Here is a 16793-nt window from a genome sequence, read left to right on the forward strand (position 1 = left end):
CCAACCAATCTGTCTCAAAAACAGTAACAAACTTGAGTTTATTTATTCTTTTTTGCTCGGGGGTGGGCTTTGTCATAAACAGAAGCCAAGTGCTGGTAATCCAGATGCGTATAAATTTGCGTGGTGGATAGGTTTTGATGGCCCAATAGCTCTTGCACAGCCCTTAAATCACCACTCGATTCTAACACGTGAGACGCAAAAGAATGACGTAATTTATGTGGGTGTAAGGTGCCTTTTAGACCTTGTTTTTGAGCCCAGTGTTTAAGGCGCTGATCAATTTGACGAGTCGACAAGCGATTGCCGAGCTTACTTAAAAACAATGGCGCAGTTTGAGTATCTGTACGCTCAGTTTCAAACAGTACTCTATGTTTCAGCCAATCATTGATCGCTTGTAATGCTAATTGACCCAAAGGAACGATTCGCTCTCGATTTCCTTTACCCAATACTCGCACTTCTCTATCGCTGAGGTTTAGAGAAGAAATGTTCAACCCTGCTAATTCAGACAGTCGAAGGCCGCTACTGTAGAACAACTCCATTATAGCTTTATCACGAAACTCAATGGGTGACTCAGGCTCAAAAGACAATAACCCTGAAAGCTCATCTACCGACATATTCTTAGGTAAGGCACGACCGCTTTTAGGAGCGCTGACAAGTTCAGACGGATCCGTTGTAATAACGCCCTTTTGCAACAAAAATCGAAACAGGCCTTTGCAAGAAGATACTTTGTTTTGAATGGATGAGGGTTTTAAATTGGCTTTTTTGAAACTCACCAACCAGCGTTTTAAATCCGCTTCTGATACTTCAGACCAATGGCTGATTGAATCACGATGTAACTGAACCGCGAGCGATAGTAGAGGTCTAAGGTAAGTTGCAAGAGTGTGTTTGGAGTAACCTCTTTCGTGTTGCAAAAAGGATAGGTAACGCTCGAGATCTGCTACCATCGCCGAAGGTAAAGATGTCTTCACATCATCGGGAATTGCGGTCACTCCGCTTGCGCCTCACCTTCTACCTGGCTGACTTCGTCACCTTTGACAAGATGAACAAAGTGTTTACTTAAAAGACGAGCCAATTCCTTGATAAAAAAGGTATCCATTTGCGGTTGGAAATGATCAGCTTGTTTTGCACCAAATGCTGCAATACCAAAAATTTCTTCGCACTCCTCACTTTCGTGAACCACTTCGATTAGTGCAATGGATTTCGCTTCTTCATCAAACACAACTTCCATTAACTCATTCGATAAACGGCCAAGGTAAGTCCCCTTATCACCAAGTTTAGCTTGAAGGTGCAAATAAGCTTCGTCTTGAGGTTGTAAGAGTCTGAATTGAACTAGGTATAAGTGGTCTTGACAGATTTTGCTAACGACGTTTTCAAGCTCTGCAATGCTAGGGCAGCCGACCAACGAAATATAGATTTCGCTGATAGCTTTAAATATCACTTCATTGACTCGAGCATTATCAATCAATATCGACAACTGCTCTTCCATTTCTGTGATCTTGTTGCGCTGCATTTCTTGGCGTTTTTCTAACAACGAAATTGCCCCACGTGAGATGTGAGGGATTTGAATCTCGGTTACCATGTCAGGAAATTGAGCAAAAAAATCTGGGTTTTGCTCTAAGTACGCTTTGACCTGATCGGGATCAAGATTCATTGGTCCATCGTTATTTGGCTTCGCCGTTTTGCTCATAAGTGTATTTGTCCATCAAACACATATTGCGCCGGACCTGTCATCTTGACGGGCGATGATTCATCATGCCAACGAATATGTAAGCTACCACCTGGTAAATCTACTTGAACTTTACTACCAAGTAAATCTTGAATTCGGCCTATGACTACCGCTGCACAAGCGCCACTGCCACAAGCAAGTGTCTCTCCAGCACCGCGTTCAAACACGCGTAATTTAATATGCTCGGAGTTAATAATTTGCATAAACCCAATATTAGCATTTTCTGGAAAACGTTCATGTTTTTCTAACTCAGCACCCAAGCCAAGTACATCGGTGTTCTCCAAATCGTCGACAACTACCACTCCATGCGGGTTACCCATCGACACTACACCAGCCATTACCGTTTTTTCAGAGGTCTGTAACAAGTAGGTTTTTTCTTGCTGATTAGCAACAAACGGGATTTTTTTAGGTTCAAAAATCGGCCTACCCATGTTGACGGTGACTTGGTCTTCACCTTCTAGGTACAACACCATGTTGCCTGATTTTGTGCTCACTTTAATAGCAGTTTTGTTAGTAAGCCCTTTTAAATGAACAAATCGAGCAAAACAGCGTGCACCGTTGCCGCACTGCTGCACTTCTGAACCATCTGAATTAAAAATTCGGTAGTGAAAATCCAGCTCTGGATCGTATGGTGGTTCGACCATCAATAATTGGTCAAAACCTATCCCAAAGTTTCGGTCAGCGAGCTTTTTGATCTGCTCTTTTGACAAAAATACATTTTGGGTGACGCCATCCACCACCATAAAGTCATTCCCTAAACCGTGCATTTTTGTGAAATTTAACAACATGTCACTGCCTAAACCTTTTCCTAATATTTTCTATTTATACCACTTTATCGCCTATCGATGAAACGCCGAGGACGTTTTATTTAGGCTTTTAATCAATTACTTGTTCACCAGACCATAACGACTCTACTGTTTCGCGTTGACGAATGAGGTGGGTCTTATCACCATCGACCATAATCTCTGCCGCTCGTGGTCGAGAGTTGTAGTTACTGCTCATTGTAAAACCATAAGCACCGGCACTGCGCACAGCTAACAAATCGCCCGCTGCTACATTGAGTTCACGCTCTTTACCGATAAAGTCACCGGTTTCACAGATAGGCCCAACCACGTCGTAGACCTTGCTCTCGGCACTGGTTTTGACTACGGGTTCAATGCGTTGCCAAGCCGAATATAGGGCTGGACGAATCAAGTCATTCATCGCCGCATCCACAATACAGAAGTTTTTTTCTGCGTTTTGTTTGAGGTATTCGACTTTCGTTAACATTATTCCAGCGTTGGCCATGATGGCGCGACCAGGTTCAAAAATGATGGTCAACTGCGGGAATCGCTCAAGTTTTTTCATTAATGCCGCTGCATATTCGCTCGGATGGGGAGGCGCTTCACCATTGTAAGGTACACCTAAGCCGCCGCCTAAATCTAAATGACTCAGTTCAATGCCCTTATCAGCCAATCGATCGATGAGTGCTATCAGTGCATCCAAAGCATCTAAAAATGGCGAAATCTCAGTTAGCTGTGAACCAATATGGCAATCGACACCTTGTACGCTAAGTGATGGTTGACAGTGCGCCCACTCAAAAAGAGGCAGTGCTTGCTCGAGCTCGATACCAAACTTATTCTCTTTTAAACCGGTCGAAATGTAAGGGTGTGTGCCTGCATCCACATTTGGATTAACCCTAATTGAAATCGGTGCAACCTTACCCTCAGCTGCCGCAACATCAGCAATTCGATGTAATTCGGCTTCAGACTCGACGTTAAAGCACTTGATCCCTAGGTCCAAGCCCAGTTTGATTTCCTCAACGGTTTTACCCACACCAGAAAAGACCACTTTACTTGGATCACCGCCCGCCTTGACGACACGAGACAACTCACCACCAGAAACAATATCGAAGCCAGAGCCCATTTTGGCTAGTACGTTTAGTACAGCAATATTTGAATTTGCTTTTACGGCATAACAAATCAAATGAGGGTGGGATTTCATTGCGTCGGTAAACGCTAAAAAGTGGCGTTCAATTGTCGCTCTAGAATAAACAAAGCAAGGAGTGCCGTACTGCTCTGCAATGTCAGTACAACTCACGTTTTCAGCGAAAAGGCGGTTTTGTGAATAATTAAAATGGTCCACGGACTCGGTCTCTTTTTACAGGTGTTTGGGTTAAATACGTTATGTACAGCTAGGATAATCAATTTTAGTGTGTCTTTTAATGAATGTTTGACACCTTGAATTTTAAAAATTGAATACCAATTTTAAGGATTTAAATATCGCGTTTGGGCGCAACCGACGATGATTCGTCATTGACCTTAGAAGAGGACATTGACTTAGATTCTGGCTTGGCTTGAGTCGGTTTTTCTTGAGGAAGATGTAACGGACCCTTTTGACCACAGCCAAGCAAAAAGCTAACAACAGTAGCGGTTACCGTTATTTTTAATTTTTGGCGAATAGAAGAATTAGGTCGTTGAGTCATGTTTTTAATGTATCTATTAAATTTGCCGCCTATAATCGCATGACAAACAGCAATTGCAAGTAGGAAAACCGATGAATGACAGTCAATATCATCAACTCGCTGATGAACTTCTAGAATCTTTACAAGATACGGTCGACGAAATAGAGTTTGACCTAGATTATGAATCTGCCGGCGGAATCGTCGAAATCATCTTCCCTAATGGTTCAAAAATCATTGTTAACAAACAAGCGCCCCTTCACCAAATCTGGGTTGCGACCAAATTTAATGGCCACCACTTTGAATACAAAGACGGATTGTGGATTGATAACCGCACAGGTGTTGAATTATACGAACTGCTCAACGAAGCAGGCAGTAAGCAAGCCGGCGAGACAATTTCGTTCAATTAAGCTTGGCTTAAATAGACTATCCCTTCATATCTCATAATAAAAAACACTAAAGGCGTATTATGGTTTTTACCGGTACTGATGATTACATTGTTTCTGAAGATCTCAAACTAGCCGTCAATGCTGCGGTTACCTTGGCCAAACCTCTGCTTATAAAAGGTGAGCCTGGCACAGGTAAAACTCAATTGGCTGAAGAACTAGCGAAAGCTTTAGATACAGAGCTAATTCAATGGCACATTAAATCAACCACTAAGGCGCAACAAGGCTTGTATGAGTATGACGCGGTCTCACGTCTTCGCGACAGTCAATTGGGTGATGAGCGCGTCCACGACATCAGTAATTATATCGTCAAAGGTAAGATGTGGCAGGCTTTTGAGGCGGATAAACGCCCTGTTTTACTCATTGACGAAATCGACAAAGCCGACATCGAGTTTCCTAACGACCTATTACAAGAGTTAGACAAGATGGCGTTTTTTGTATACGAAACTCAACAAGTCGTAGAAGCAAAACAACGCCCTATCGTGATAATCACATCAAACAACGAAAAAGAGCTACCTGATGCGTTTTTGCGTCGTTGTTTTTTCCACTACATTCAATTTCCAACTCGTGAAGAAATGGAACAAATCATTGCCGTTCACCACCCAGATGTGAAGGCGGATTTATTGCGAGAAGCCCTCGAAGTCTTTTTTGAGTTACGTGATCTCAACGGCCTAAAGAAAAAGCCATCGACCTCAGAACTTATCGACTGGCTAAAGCTACTGATCGCTGATGATATTTCACAAGAAGTACTAATGGATAAAAACGCCTCGGTCATTCCTTTATTTGGCGCCCTGTTAAAAAACGAACAAGATGTCCAGCTACTCGAAAAACTCTCATTTATGGCTAGGAGAAATAGATAACTCATATGTTTATCGATTTCTTTTTGACCCTAAAGAAACACCGTGTTCCGGTTTCGTTAAAAGAGCTTTTAGATCTTATCGAAGCGGTAAAACAAGGTGTTATCTTTGCTGATGTGGAGCAGTTTTATCACTTGTCGCGGTTGATTTTAGTGAAGGACGAATGTCACTACGATCGCTTTGACAGAGGATTTGCCGAATACTTTGAGGGCATTCAGCACATTGACCTAAGTGAGCACCTCATCCCCGATGACTGGCTGCGCAAAGAGTTCGAAAAACAACTAACAGAAGAAGACAAAGCCAAGCTCAACGCCTTGGGTGGTTTTGATAAGCTGATGGAAACCCTCAAAGAGCGGCTGAAAGAACAACAAAAACGTCACGCCGGTGGGAATAAATGGATTGGTACAGGAGGCACCTCACCTTTTGGTGCCTACGGCTATAACCCTGAAGGGGTAAGAATCGGCCAACACGAGAGCCGCCATCGCCGAGCGGTGAAAGTCTGGGACAAACGTCAGTTCAAAAACTTAGACAAAGACAGTGCGTTGGGCCAGCGCAATATCAAACTGGCACTAAAACAGCTACGTAAGTTTGCTCGAACAGGCTCTTCTGAGCAATTAGACATCAAACAAACCATTCGAGCTACGGCAGACAATGCCGGATACCTAGATATCAAAACAGAACCTGAGCGTCACAACGCAGTCAACGTGCTGATGTTTTTTGATGTTGGTGGCTCAATGGATGATTACATTCATATTTGCGAAGAGCTGTTTGCCGCGGCACATGCTGAATTTAAGCATTTGGAGTTTTTCTATTTTCATAATTGCTTGTACGAGCAAGTTTGGAAAGACAACAGCCGTCGATATGACGAAGGCATTGACATAGACCAAGTCATACGTACCTACGGCCGTGATTACAAAGTTATTTTTGTCGGCGATGCGACTATGGGTCCATACGAAATTATGATGCCAGGGGGCTCGGTCGAACATTGGAACGAAAAGCCTGGGGTTGAGTGGATGAACAAAGTACTTGGTCACTTCGATAAAGTCGCTTGGCTTAATCCACAACCCGAAAGCCATTGGCCATATTATCAATCCATCGACATCATGCGCCAAATTGTCCAGGATCAAATGTTTCCTTTAACTGTTGACGGTATTGGCAGAGCAATCAAACAGTTGAGTTAAAAATCGCAATTTAACTGGCTGAAAACACCGCTTTGTATCTATACTATGGCTATCAATTACCGCCTCTTTTGTGCGGATAAGTACATAAAAACATTAGAATAATGAGAGAGGAAAAGCATGAGTCGCGTATCTACCTTGTTGTTAGTCTTAACGAGTTGGCTGGTTTTGATACCAAGCGCTGCAGTCGCTGCAATTCCGACACCATCGGATGATATTACCGCGGTTGACGAACCAAATGTGCCGAGCAGTCAATTTGTTCGCCGAGCAATTCTGACCACAGCTATCGATGCTCGTGAGCCAGTTGACAATTACAACGCCAAAGAAATACCGAGCGACACCAAAAAGCTCTATTTCTTCACAGAAATGGTAAACAAAGCGGATGAATACGTAACCCACCGCTGGTTTCTAAATGGAAAATTGGTCGCTGAGATCGTGTTAGATATTGGTAGTGACCGTTGGCGTACCTACTCGAGCAAAAACCTAATGCCATCACTACGCGGTACTTGGGAAGTAGAAGTCGTTGACCAACAAAATAGATTGTTAGCGACGACGAGTTTCACCTACTAATTTTTACAATCAACAACTTAATCGTATTTATCCAGGCCGCCAAAACTGTTATTCTGGCGGCCTTATTCTTTTTACTCTAAACAGCGCAAAGACCTCTAATGACACAGACTTCAGTATCCGAAATTCGCATTGCAACTCGAGAAAGCCAACTTGCACTATGGCAAGCCCATTTCGTAAAACAGCAACTAGAACTCGCACACCCTGAACTAACCGTGACTTTGGTGCCGATGACCACAAAAGGCGACCAAATATTGGATACTCCATTGGCCAAAATTGGTGGCAAGGCCTTGTTTGTAAAAGAGTTAGAAGTAGCGATGTTAGAAGGTCGAGCAGATATCGCGGTACATTCAATGAAGGACGTACCCGTAGAGTTTCCAGAAGGCTTGATGCTCAATACTATTTGTGAGCGAGAAGACCCTCGTGATGCATTTGTATCAAACCAATTTGACCGTTTAGATGATTTACCCGCCGGCGCAATCGTCGGAACATCAAGTTTGCGTCGACAGTGCCAACTCAAAGCATTGCGCCCAGACTTGGTGATAAAAGATCTACGCGGCAACGTTAACACGCGTTTGCGTAAGTTAGACGAAGGTCAATACGATGCAATCATTTTAGCGGCGGCTGGTTTAATTCGCCTAGAAATGTCAGAGCGAATCAAACACGCCATCGACACCCATACTCTGCTTCCAGCAAATGGCCAAGGTGCAGTGGGTATTGAATGCCGCGCGCATGACAACGAAATTAAAGCACTCCTTGCACCGCTTGAGCACACCGCAACGCGATATAGAGTGTTAGCTGAACGAGCAATGAACCGAGGCCTAGAAGGTGGTTGTCAGGTTCCTATAGGTAGTTATTCAGAAATTACTGATGGCGAACTTCACCTACGTGGACTCGTTGGTAGCTTAGACGGTCAAACAGTTATTCAAGATGATATCCGTGGACCACAAGAAGACGCAGAGCAACTTGGTGCTGAGCTAGCGTCTCGATTACTCAAAGCGGGTGCAGACGTCATTCTCAATGAGGTTTACGACAAATAAAGTCGCCACTCACAATTCCATAAGGCAGGACGCATATGACAATTACACCAGCTAAGTCTCAACCTAACTGCGCTATCGTCATTAATACCCGTCCTGCACCTATGGGATTGGAGCTTGAAGCTCTACTCAAACAGAACGAGATTTCTAGTCTTTTTCAACCGGCATTACAAAACCAACCGGTCAATAACGCACTGGCAAATCTGGATTTAATCAGTTTGAGCCAAGCAACGCTAATTTTCATCAGCCGCTCAGCCGTTAATGCGTTTTATCAACAAATTAAAAACCAACCCGACCTAGTTGCCACAATTAAACAGCACCCACGTATTTTTGCCGTCGGGCAAAGCTCAGCAAAACAGCTCACTGAGCAGTTTAAACTAAACCCTAATCAAGTTGAGTATCCGGCCCAATCAGACAGCGAAGGCCTATTGGCTATGGACTTTTTTCACGCTGTAGATAAACACCCCAAAGTGTTCATATTTAAAGGTGTAGATGGCAGAGAGTTACTCAATGAGCAGTTACACTCAAGAGGATTTGAAGTCAGTGAGTGGTCACTATATAAGCGATTAGAAATCGAATACCCAGATGCAAGTCAACGATGGAAGTCAGCTCAAGTTATTCTGGCCACCAGCCGTGACATTGCACACAGCGTAACAAACAGCCTTAAAACAGATGATTCAACAGATTTAAATCATTGGTCGTGGCTAGTATTTAGTGACAGAATAAAAAGCGAGCTTTTAGCACTTGGAATTGAAAAATCTCGTATCCATACCTGTGAACAAATGGATAATTCTTCTATTATCAAACATATCAAACAATTAGCTAAGTGAGACCCTTATGGCGGACGAGCAGAACAAGGACAAAAAAAACGCGGACCAAAAAACCGCAGACGCCGTTGCAGAACTGGCAAAACTCGAAGCAGAGCTAAAAGCAAAATCTGAACAGCGAGCTTCTGAGTCACGTTCTTCAAGTGAGCACAGCTCTTCACAAAGCACGTCACAAAGCACGTCACAAAGCACGTCACAAAGCACCAGTAAAGTATCTCGCCCGTCAGGCTCAAAGCAAACCAGCTCAATGTCAAATACAAGGGAAACCAAAGGCCAAACTCATACGGTTAAGGCCACAGGTTCTCGCTTTAGCTGGTTAGCTTTATTTGCGTTCTTATTTAGCCTCGTTGCTATCGCCGGTGCTGCTTACTTATATTGGTTGATGCAGACTCTTCAAAGTGACAACCAAGCCGCACAAGAACAAGCAAAGATCATTGCACAACAAAGTCTGTTAGAAACTCGTAACACCGTCGAAACAGTCCAGGATAATTTGACCGCATTACAACGTAACCAACAAAACAGTAATGATTTTGTTTTGGATACCCAACGTCATTTGCAGAGCCTAAACGCTCGCATTAAAGAACTTGGACAAAGCCAGCCTAACACTTGGCTAGCTGCAGAGAGTTTGTATCTTGTTAATCTTGCGGAGCGACGCTTAGCAGTAGAGCAAGATGTTAACTCTGCGATTCAATTATTAGTCGATGCCAATCTTCGTCTTGATGCGATGAATGACCCAAGTGTGTTTTATCTTCGCGAAGCAATCAGCGTCGACCTTGCAATGTTGGCTAACTTGCCAAGTGCCGACACAGAGTCTGTATACCTAAGTCTTTCCGGCCTTATCAGCCAAGCAGATACTCTGCCTCTCGCTCACATTTACGTGCCAGAGCCAGTACAGCCAGCAGAAAAACAAGAAGTATCAGACAATGCGTCAGACTGGAAAGAAAACCTAAAGATCAGTTTTCAGCGCTTTTTTGGCAATTTTGTCAAAGTCACTCGTCGCGAAACAGCCGTCGAGCCGGAGTTACCACCAAAACAACGCTGGTTTGTCAGAACTAACGTTCAACAACAATTAACGATGGCTCAACATGCCGCACTCAAAGGTCAACAAGCCATCTACAATGATGCACTGAGTAAAGTCGAAAAATGGATAAAGCAATACTTTGATGTTACCGATGTAGCGGTTGTTTCAACATTGAATACGCTGAGCGAATTGCAGCGTAAGCCAATATCAGTTTCGACACCGACAGAGTTAACGGCTCAACCACTGTTGAATAAGTATGTCGTTGGTCAGATTCAGTTACAACAACAGCAATTAAAAACCCAGCAACAAGATACGCCTCCGAAAAAAGACCAATTAAACGAGGTGACAAATGGCTAAATTTTTCACTCGTTTATTTTTTATCGCGCTGCTGATTGCGGCTGTTGTCTTTGCTCCTAACTTAATCGGAGAGCAGGGTTATATCTTGATCTCTCTTGGCCTATGGACGGTTGAGGGAACTATCGTTGAGTTTGTCGCACTTATTTTAGTGTCACTCCTGATAATATGGGCAGTGATAAAGGCCGTTTCTTATGTGTTTTTAATGCTGATTTGGCCGAGTAAATGGTGGCAGAAGTTTCATGCCAAAACCCATGCAAACTACTACCAGCAAGGCCTTAATTTGATGGCATTAGGTCAATGGCGTTTAGCCGCAGAGCAGTTTTTACGGGTCCGTCGTAGCGAAAAAATCGAATCTGCTCGGGCCCTAAGTTTAGTGTGTGCCGCCCAAGCCAAACATCAAGACATTGCCGACCAAGTCAAAAAGCAACTGGACATTGAAGATCTCAATTTAGCGTCCAGCCCTTATCGAGTTGATTTTGCCGAGCTAGTGATCCTCTCTCAAAACAAAGACTACTCATCGGCACTCGCGTTATTGGACAAGCTGGCTTTACCGGTTTTAAAACAAACCGCCGCGTTCCAACAACTTTGGCTCGAAATTAATATCTATAGCCATAATTGGCGTGAAGTGGATGAACACTTACCTAAAATAAACAAAGCATTGCAACGTGAATTTTCTGAGTCAGCGTATAACGAGTGGCAAGCCACACTTCAAGGTTGGTTTGAGAGAAGCTTTGCCGAGTTTGTTCGCTCGTCATCATTAAACAAATTATCAGAAGCTTGGCAGGCGTTACACAAACAAAACCGTCAATTGCCTGCCGTTAAATTTGCGTACCTAACAGCACTAGCCGAAGCCAAACAGTCCGACAAAATCGAATCACTGATCTTGGAACAAAAAAAAGGGATTGATAACACCTTTATTCTGGCCGTTGTTCGTAAATACTACGAACTAAACCACCAAGTTAGGATGGATAAGCTATTCCATCGCGTTCACCAGCAAGCGACGAAGTCTCCAAATGACAAAACGCTACTGACCGTCATGGCGTACTTAGCAGCAGGTCAAAAAGACCACCAGCTTGCCAAGCAAGCCTTACAGCAGGTGATATATAGTCAGCCTCACCCAACAGATATTAAGCTCTTTGCACAAGAACTTGCTTTGTTAGGTGAGACTCAGAAGAGTTTAGAAATGTACCATTCTCTTTAAGAGGATGGCTTTTCTATTGATTGAGGGGTTTGCGTCAGCTGCGCAGACGCCTCGTTGATATTTCCCTGTAAATGAAGGGTTTGAGTCGGGAACGCAAATTCACCACCGTGTTTTTCAACAATATCTGCTATCGCTAATAACACCGTATGTTTATGAGAGTGAAAAGTCACCCAGTCCGTCGTCACTGTCATACAGTAAACTAAAATATTTAAACTACTCGCACCAAAACCATTAAAGTTTACTATGATGGTTTTATCTTGGGCGATGAGCTCTGAGCCTTGTAAGTAAGCTTTGATATCGTCAACAATAGCCGACACTTGAGCAATATCCTCATAACGAACACCTATAGTTTCACGAATCCGTCTGTGGGTCATGCGTGACGGGTTTTCGACCGTAATATTGTTGAACATAGAGTTTGGAACGTACAAAGGACGCATATCAAAGGTTCGAATCTTAGTAATTCGCCAGCCAATGTATTCGACGGTACCTTCAATTTCTCGATCTGGTGATCGCACCCAGTCACCAACCTTAAATGGCTTGTCCATATACAACATAATGCCACCAAACCAATTTGACACTAAGTCTTTAGATGCAAAGGCCAATGCGGCACCAGAAACACTACCCAGTGCTATTAAACCTCTAGGATCAAGTCCTAATAAGTCAAAAGCAACAATGGCCAAAATGACCATCATTAATAAACGACATACTTTAGCGACACCTATAATGGCGGTCTGGTCAAGCCTTATCGAGTCATGAGTATCCAAGAACGCGTTTTCTAAAGTGTTAACTACCCTAAAGCCAAACCAAGCCAAATGGACAGCCGCCAAAAGTTGAATCGCAGGGATTGACGATAGCCCCCATTTCATCACCCAAAACTGATTGATGAGAACCAAGACATGCCACACCAACACAGTAAATAAAAACATCCTCAGTGGGTGATAGCTCGAGTACATAGCCGCCCCCCAAAATTTGTCTTGAGGCTGGGACACCAACTTAGACTTGAAGCTCCGTAAAACCAGCAAAACAATAAAGTTTATGGTGACGTAAAGTAATTCGATAAAGTAATCGTTATTGGGATTAAAGAATTCGCTAAGTGACTCAAACAAGGGGAGATTTCCTGTTGTTTTTACTAACAATGTGTTTAGGTTATATAAAAAGCGCCACAGCGCAACTGCAATCTATCAAAACACCAACAAAAAGGACGCCTTATGCAACTGTCAGCCAAATTCACGATATTGTGCTCTGTAGTAATGAGTAGCTTATTGATGAGCCCAAAATCCAACGCCAGTGACCAACCTGATTACATTGAAATACCACAGCAAGAGTTAGTTTACATGCACACCAGCAAAGGCATGTTAGTAATGCAAATCACAGATATTCAATCTCCCAATGCGGCCAATCAATTCAAAAACCTAGTAAAAGAAGGCTTTTATAATGGCTTAGATATTTATCGCGTTGTTGATGGGTTTGTGATTCAAGGTGGTGAGCAGGAATTCGATCCCCAAACGGGTAAACAGAGTAAGTTTCGTAACAACCTTAAAGCCGAGTTTACTCGACAAATCCCCGAAAACAGTCAATTCATGTCGGTACAAAGTCCTGCTTTATTAGCGCCTGAAGAAGGACTAATCGGTACGTTCCCAGCAGGTCGAGACAAACAGACAAAAGAAGAATGGCTACTCCATTGCCCTGGTACTGTGGCAATGGCCCGCAACAATGAACCTGATACCAGCAGCACTGAATTTTATGTGACGATTGGCCACGCACCACGCCACTTAGATCGCAACATGTCAGTCTTCGGCCGTGTTATTGATGGTATGACTGCCGCTCAAGCTATGCATCGCGGACCAATGAGCACTAATGGTGTAATTGATAAAGATCAGCCTAGAACCAAAATTTTAAGTGCCGTATTAGGTAACGATCAAACTGCCAACTTAAAAGTAAATTATAAAATTGAAAACCCTAGAGGCAAAAAGTATCAAGACCGCCTAGCTAATGCGCGTAGCAACCCTGGTCCTTTTTTAGTATACCCAGGAAACGGTAATGTTGACGTCTGTTACCAACGCCCTCGTATCATAAAATAAAACACTTTCGATAAATCTCTCGTAAAGCTAAAACTCCACTTTTGTCGACAATTTTAGCTTTGCGAGATTGACTTTCTGCGTTTACACCCCTACATTGTCTACAATTTAAACGCATGGACACTATTTGTGGGTAAAGTCATTCTTCCATTTGATAAGCCGGTAACGTCAGCTGACAAAACGTTTGTAGCACTTCGCAAAGACATAGTAGAAGGCAACTTAGCGGCAGGCTCTAAATTATCCGAGGCCGAACTGTCGACAAAATATAGTGTCAGCCGTGCCGTGATCCGTGAAGCCATCAACCGACTTGAATCGAGTAACTTAGTAGAGCGAAAAGCAAATGTTGGAGCCCGTGTCGCGACACTGACCATTGAGGGTCTTATCGAGTTATATCAAGTCAGGGAATCTTTAGAGGGAATGGCAGCTCGCCTAGCGGCCAAAAACATGACCGATAAAGAAATCGCAGATCTTGAAAAGCTCCTCAGACAACACTTTGACAAAGTTAAAGACGGCCAATCCTATTACCAAGAAGCGGGTGATTTGGATTTTCACTACCGAATCATTTTAGGTAGTAAAAACAAGCACCTTATCACCATACTCATTGATGGTATTTATCACTTGGTCCGTATGTATCGAGTTCAATTGGGAATGGCAGGCCCTCGTGTAACCACCGCTTATGATGAGCACCAACACGTGTTACAAGCGATTAAACACCGCGACGAAGAGCTCGCAGAAATGTTGATGCGTCGTCACATTCTTTATTCTAAAAATAACATCGAACAAAAACTTGTATCGATGCACTCAAATTAACAAATTCAACAGAGAGAAAACTATGAGCGCAGGAAAAAAATTCCGCCAAGCTTTGGCAGACCATAAGCCACTGCAAATTGTCGGCACAATAAACGCCTACACAGCCATGATGGCTAAACAAATTGGCCACAACGCTATTTATTTATCTGGTGGCGGTGTAGCCAATGCATCATACGGTCTACCTGATTTAGGTATGACATCTCTAAATGACGTAATCGTTGATGTACAGCGCATAACGTCTGCATGTGACCTACCACTTATGGTCGACATTGATACTGGTTGGGGTGGTGCATTTAACATTGCCAAAACCATCAAAGATATGGAAAAAGCAGGTGCTGCGGCCGTTCATATGGAAGACCAAGTAGCGCAAAAGCGCTGTGGTCACCGCCCAAACAAAGAGATCGTATCGACAGACGAAATGGTCGACCGAATTAAAGCTGCCGTTGACGCTCGCACTGACCCAGACTTTTTTATCATGGCTCGAACTGACTCATTCGCTCAAGAAGGCTTAGAAGCAGCAATCGAGCGTGCGAAAGCATATGTTGCAGCAGGTGCAGATGGCATTTTTGCAGAAGCGGTCCAAACTGAAGAACACTATCGCGCGTTCGCGGAAGCGTTAGACGTGCCAATTTTGGCCAATATTACTGAGTTTGGTAAAACTGAACTTTGGAACAAAGCTGAGTTAGGTGAATGGGGTGTCGATATGGTGTTGTATCCATTGAGTGCATTCCGTGCCATGAACAAGGCAGCAGAAAACGTCTACCAACACATTTTGAACGATGGCGACCAAAAAGCCGTAGTAGATTCGATGCAAACACGCATGGAGTTATATGACTACTTGGGTTACCACGAGTACGAACAAAAGCTAGATGCGTTATTTGCTGAAGGCAAAAACAAATAAGCGATTCAAATAAATAAACGGACAACACACATTGTTGCAACACAAAACGACAATAAAAAGCAGTAGGTTGTTGTCCGATAAAACTTCGGTTATTAAATTTTAAATATCAACAAATTCATTCACTAACACGGTGAATAACTAGGAGAGAGACATGGGTAAAGTACTAGCAGGTGCAGGTTTACGTGGTCAAGTCGCGGGTAAAACAGCCCTTTCAACCGTTGGCAAATCTGGTTCGGGTTTGACGTACAGAGGTTACGACGTAAAGGATTTAGCAAACAACTGTCAATTTGAAGAAGTAGCACACTTAATTTTAAAAGGCGCCCTTCCAACTCAAGCTGAATTAGACGCGTACAAGAAAAAGCTTCACGGCATGCGTGGTTTACCACAGGCATTAAAAGACGTACTTGAGCGCATCCCTGCTGATGCTCATCCGATGGACGTGTTACGTACCGGTTGTTCAATGCTTGGCAACTTAGAAATGGAATTGGATTTTGGTCAGCAACAAGACGCCGCAGACCGTATGCTAGCGTGTTTCCCTTCAATCATTTGTTACTGGTACCGTTTCTCTCACGATGGTGTGCGTATTGACGTTGAGACCGATGACGATTCTATCGGCGGTCACTTCTTACATTTATTACACGGTGAAAAACCAAACGAGTTACACGAGCAAGTTATGCACGTGTCTTTGATCTTATATGCAGAGCACGAGTTTAATGCATCAACATTTACTGCTCGAGTATGTGCTTCTACATTATCTGACATCCACTCGTGTATTACCGGTGCGATTGGCTCTTTACGTGGTCCTCTTCACGGCGGTGCTAACGAAGCGGCGATGGACATGATTCAAGAGTTTACTTCAGCGGATCACGCTGAAGAGCAAATGATGTTAAAACTAGCCAAAAAAGAAAAGATCATGGGTTTTGGTCACGCGGTTTATTCAGAGTCAGATCCGCGTAACGAAATCATCAAAGGCTGGTCAGAAAAACTGGCTAAAGACGTTGGTGACACTGTTCTCTACCCAGTATCAGTGCGCTGTGAAGAAGTGATGAAGCGCGAAAAAGGCTTGTTCTGTAATGCCGACTTCTTCCACGCATCGGCATATCACTTTATGAATATCCCGACTAAGTTATTCACACCTATCTTCGTGATGTCACGTCTGACAGGTTGGGCTGCACATGTTATGGAACAGCGTGCAGACAACCGTATCATTCGTCCTTCGGCTGATTATATCGGTGAAGAGCTACGTCCAGTTACACCAATTTCAGAACGTTAATCTCAGGTTCTCAATCCAAAGGCTGACATTAATGTCAGCCTGTTTTTTCTTCGAGAACCACCAACAAACGACACGAA

The 16793-nt window shown here is 43.4% G+C and carries 18 protein-coding genes; 12 read left to right on the plus strand and 6 right to left on the minus strand.

Features of this window, described 5'->3' with window-relative positions:
* Positions 1 to 38: 38 nt before the first annotated feature.
* From xerC to lptM, 5 genes are all read right to left on the minus strand, one after another.
* Positions 39 to 986: a tyrosine recombinase XerC gene (gene xerC / locus J1N51_RS08030; protein ID WP_232842767.1), complete on the minus strand. Its 948-nt coding sequence runs from the start codon at positions 984 to 986 to the stop codon at positions 39 to 41.
* On the minus strand, positions 983 to 1684 hold the full coding sequence (locus tag J1N51_RS08035; protein ID WP_208830170.1) for a DUF484 family protein: 702 nt from the start codon (positions 1682 to 1684) through the stop codon (positions 983 to 985). The genes xerC and J1N51_RS08035 overlap by 4 nt, the downstream gene beginning before the upstream one ends.
* Positions 1681 to 2511: a diaminopimelate epimerase gene (gene dapF / locus J1N51_RS08040; RefSeq protein WP_208830172.1), complete on the minus strand. Its 831-nt coding sequence runs from the start codon at positions 2509 to 2511 to the stop codon at positions 1681 to 1683. Before dapF ends, J1N51_RS08035 begins: the two co-directional genes overlap by 4 nt.
* 88 nt (positions 2512 to 2599) lie before the next feature.
* Positions 2600 to 3847, minus strand: a complete 1248-nt coding sequence (lysA, locus tag J1N51_RS08045) for a diaminopimelate decarboxylase (RefSeq protein WP_208830174.1) — start codon at positions 3845 to 3847, stop codon at positions 2600 to 2602.
* Between the two features lie 130 nt (positions 3848 to 3977).
* The gene (gene lptM, locus J1N51_RS08050; protein WP_208830176.1) at positions 3978 to 4187 is read right to left on the minus strand and encodes an LPS translocon maturation chaperone LptM; all 210 of its coding nucleotides are present in this window, start codon (positions 4185 to 4187) and stop codon (positions 3978 to 3980) included.
* Between the two features lie 71 nt (positions 4188 to 4258).
* On the opposite strand from lptM, the gene cyaY reads away from it, so the two are divergent.
* The 8 genes from cyaY (at position 4259) to J1N51_RS08090 (ending at position 11654) form a co-directional block, all read left to right on the plus strand.
* A complete protein-coding gene (gene cyaY / locus J1N51_RS08055; protein WP_208830178.1) occupies positions 4259 to 4573 on the plus strand; it encodes an iron donor protein CyaY in 315 nt (104 codons plus the stop codon).
* A 59-nt stretch (positions 4574 to 4632) separates the two neighbouring features.
* Positions 4633 to 5469 carry an AAA family ATPase gene (locus tag J1N51_RS08060; protein ID WP_208830180.1) on the plus strand — a complete coding sequence of 279 codons (837 nt, stop codon included), beginning with the start codon at positions 4633 to 4635 and terminating at the stop codon, positions 5467 to 5469.
* 5 nt (positions 5470 to 5474) lie between these two features.
* Positions 5475 to 6647 carry a vWA domain-containing protein gene (locus J1N51_RS08065; protein ID WP_208830182.1) on the plus strand — a complete coding sequence of 391 codons (1173 nt, stop codon included), beginning with the start codon at positions 5475 to 5477 and terminating at the stop codon, positions 6645 to 6647.
* Between the two features lie 117 nt (positions 6648 to 6764).
* The gene (locus J1N51_RS08070; RefSeq protein WP_208830184.1) at positions 6765 to 7214 is read left to right on the plus strand and encodes a DUF2914 domain-containing protein; all 450 of its coding nucleotides are present in this window, start codon (positions 6765 to 6767) and stop codon (positions 7212 to 7214) included.
* 98 nt (positions 7215 to 7312) lie between these two features.
* Entirely contained in the window at positions 7313 to 8251 is a 939-nt protein-coding gene (hemC, locus tag J1N51_RS08075) for a hydroxymethylbilane synthase (RefSeq protein WP_208830186.1), read from the plus strand.
* Between the two features lie 35 nt (positions 8252 to 8286).
* Complete coding sequence (locus tag J1N51_RS08080) at positions 8287 to 9078, plus strand: uroporphyrinogen-III synthase (RefSeq protein ID WP_208830188.1); 792 nt, start codon at positions 8287 to 8289, stop codon at positions 9076 to 9078.
* Between the two features lie 7 nt (positions 9079 to 9085).
* Positions 9086 to 10453 carry a uroporphyrinogen-III C-methyltransferase gene (locus J1N51_RS08085; RefSeq protein ID WP_208830190.1) on the plus strand — a complete coding sequence of 456 codons (1368 nt, stop codon included), beginning with the start codon at positions 9086 to 9088 and terminating at the stop codon, positions 10451 to 10453.
* A complete protein-coding gene (locus tag J1N51_RS08090) occupies positions 10446 to 11654 on the plus strand; it encodes a heme biosynthesis HemY N-terminal domain-containing protein (protein ID WP_208830192.1) in 1209 nt (402 codons plus the stop codon). The genes J1N51_RS08085 and J1N51_RS08090 overlap by 8 nt, the downstream gene beginning before the upstream one ends.
* On the opposite strand, the gene J1N51_RS08095 is transcribed toward J1N51_RS08090, so the two are convergent.
* Positions 11651 to 12760: a mechanosensitive ion channel family protein gene (locus J1N51_RS08095; protein ID WP_208830194.1), complete on the minus strand. Its 1110-nt coding sequence runs from the start codon at positions 12758 to 12760 to the stop codon at positions 11651 to 11653. The two genes, J1N51_RS08090 and J1N51_RS08095, sit on opposite strands and share 4 nt — an antisense overlap.
* Positions 12761 to 12862: 102 nt before the next feature.
* On the opposite strand from J1N51_RS08095, the gene J1N51_RS08100 reads away from it, so the two are divergent.
* The 4 genes from J1N51_RS08100 (at position 12863) to prpC (ending at position 16716) form a co-directional block, all read left to right on the plus strand.
* Positions 12863 to 13735, plus strand: coding sequence for a peptidylprolyl isomerase (locus J1N51_RS08100; protein ID WP_208830196.1), 873 nt, complete (start codon positions 12863 to 12865; stop codon positions 13733 to 13735).
* Positions 13736 to 13861: 126 nt separating this feature from the next.
* A complete protein-coding gene (locus J1N51_RS08105; protein WP_232842768.1) occupies positions 13862 to 14542 on the plus strand; it encodes a GntR family transcriptional regulator in 681 nt (226 codons plus the stop codon).
* Positions 14543 to 14564: 22 nt separating this feature from the next.
* Positions 14565 to 15443: a methylisocitrate lyase gene (prpB, locus tag J1N51_RS08110; RefSeq protein WP_208830198.1), complete on the plus strand. Its 879-nt coding sequence runs from the start codon at positions 14565 to 14567 to the stop codon at positions 15441 to 15443.
* A 151-nt stretch (positions 15444 to 15594) separates the two neighbouring features.
* Entirely contained in the window at positions 15595 to 16716 is a 1122-nt protein-coding gene (prpC, locus tag J1N51_RS08115; protein ID WP_208830200.1) for a bifunctional 2-methylcitrate synthase/citrate synthase, read from the plus strand.
* The last annotated feature ends 77 nt before the right edge of the window (positions 16717 to 16793 follow it).

Source organism: Psychrosphaera ytuae, assembly GCF_017638545.1.
Taxonomy (GTDB): domain Bacteria; phylum Pseudomonadota; class Gammaproteobacteria; order Enterobacterales; family Alteromonadaceae; genus Psychrosphaera; species Psychrosphaera ytuae.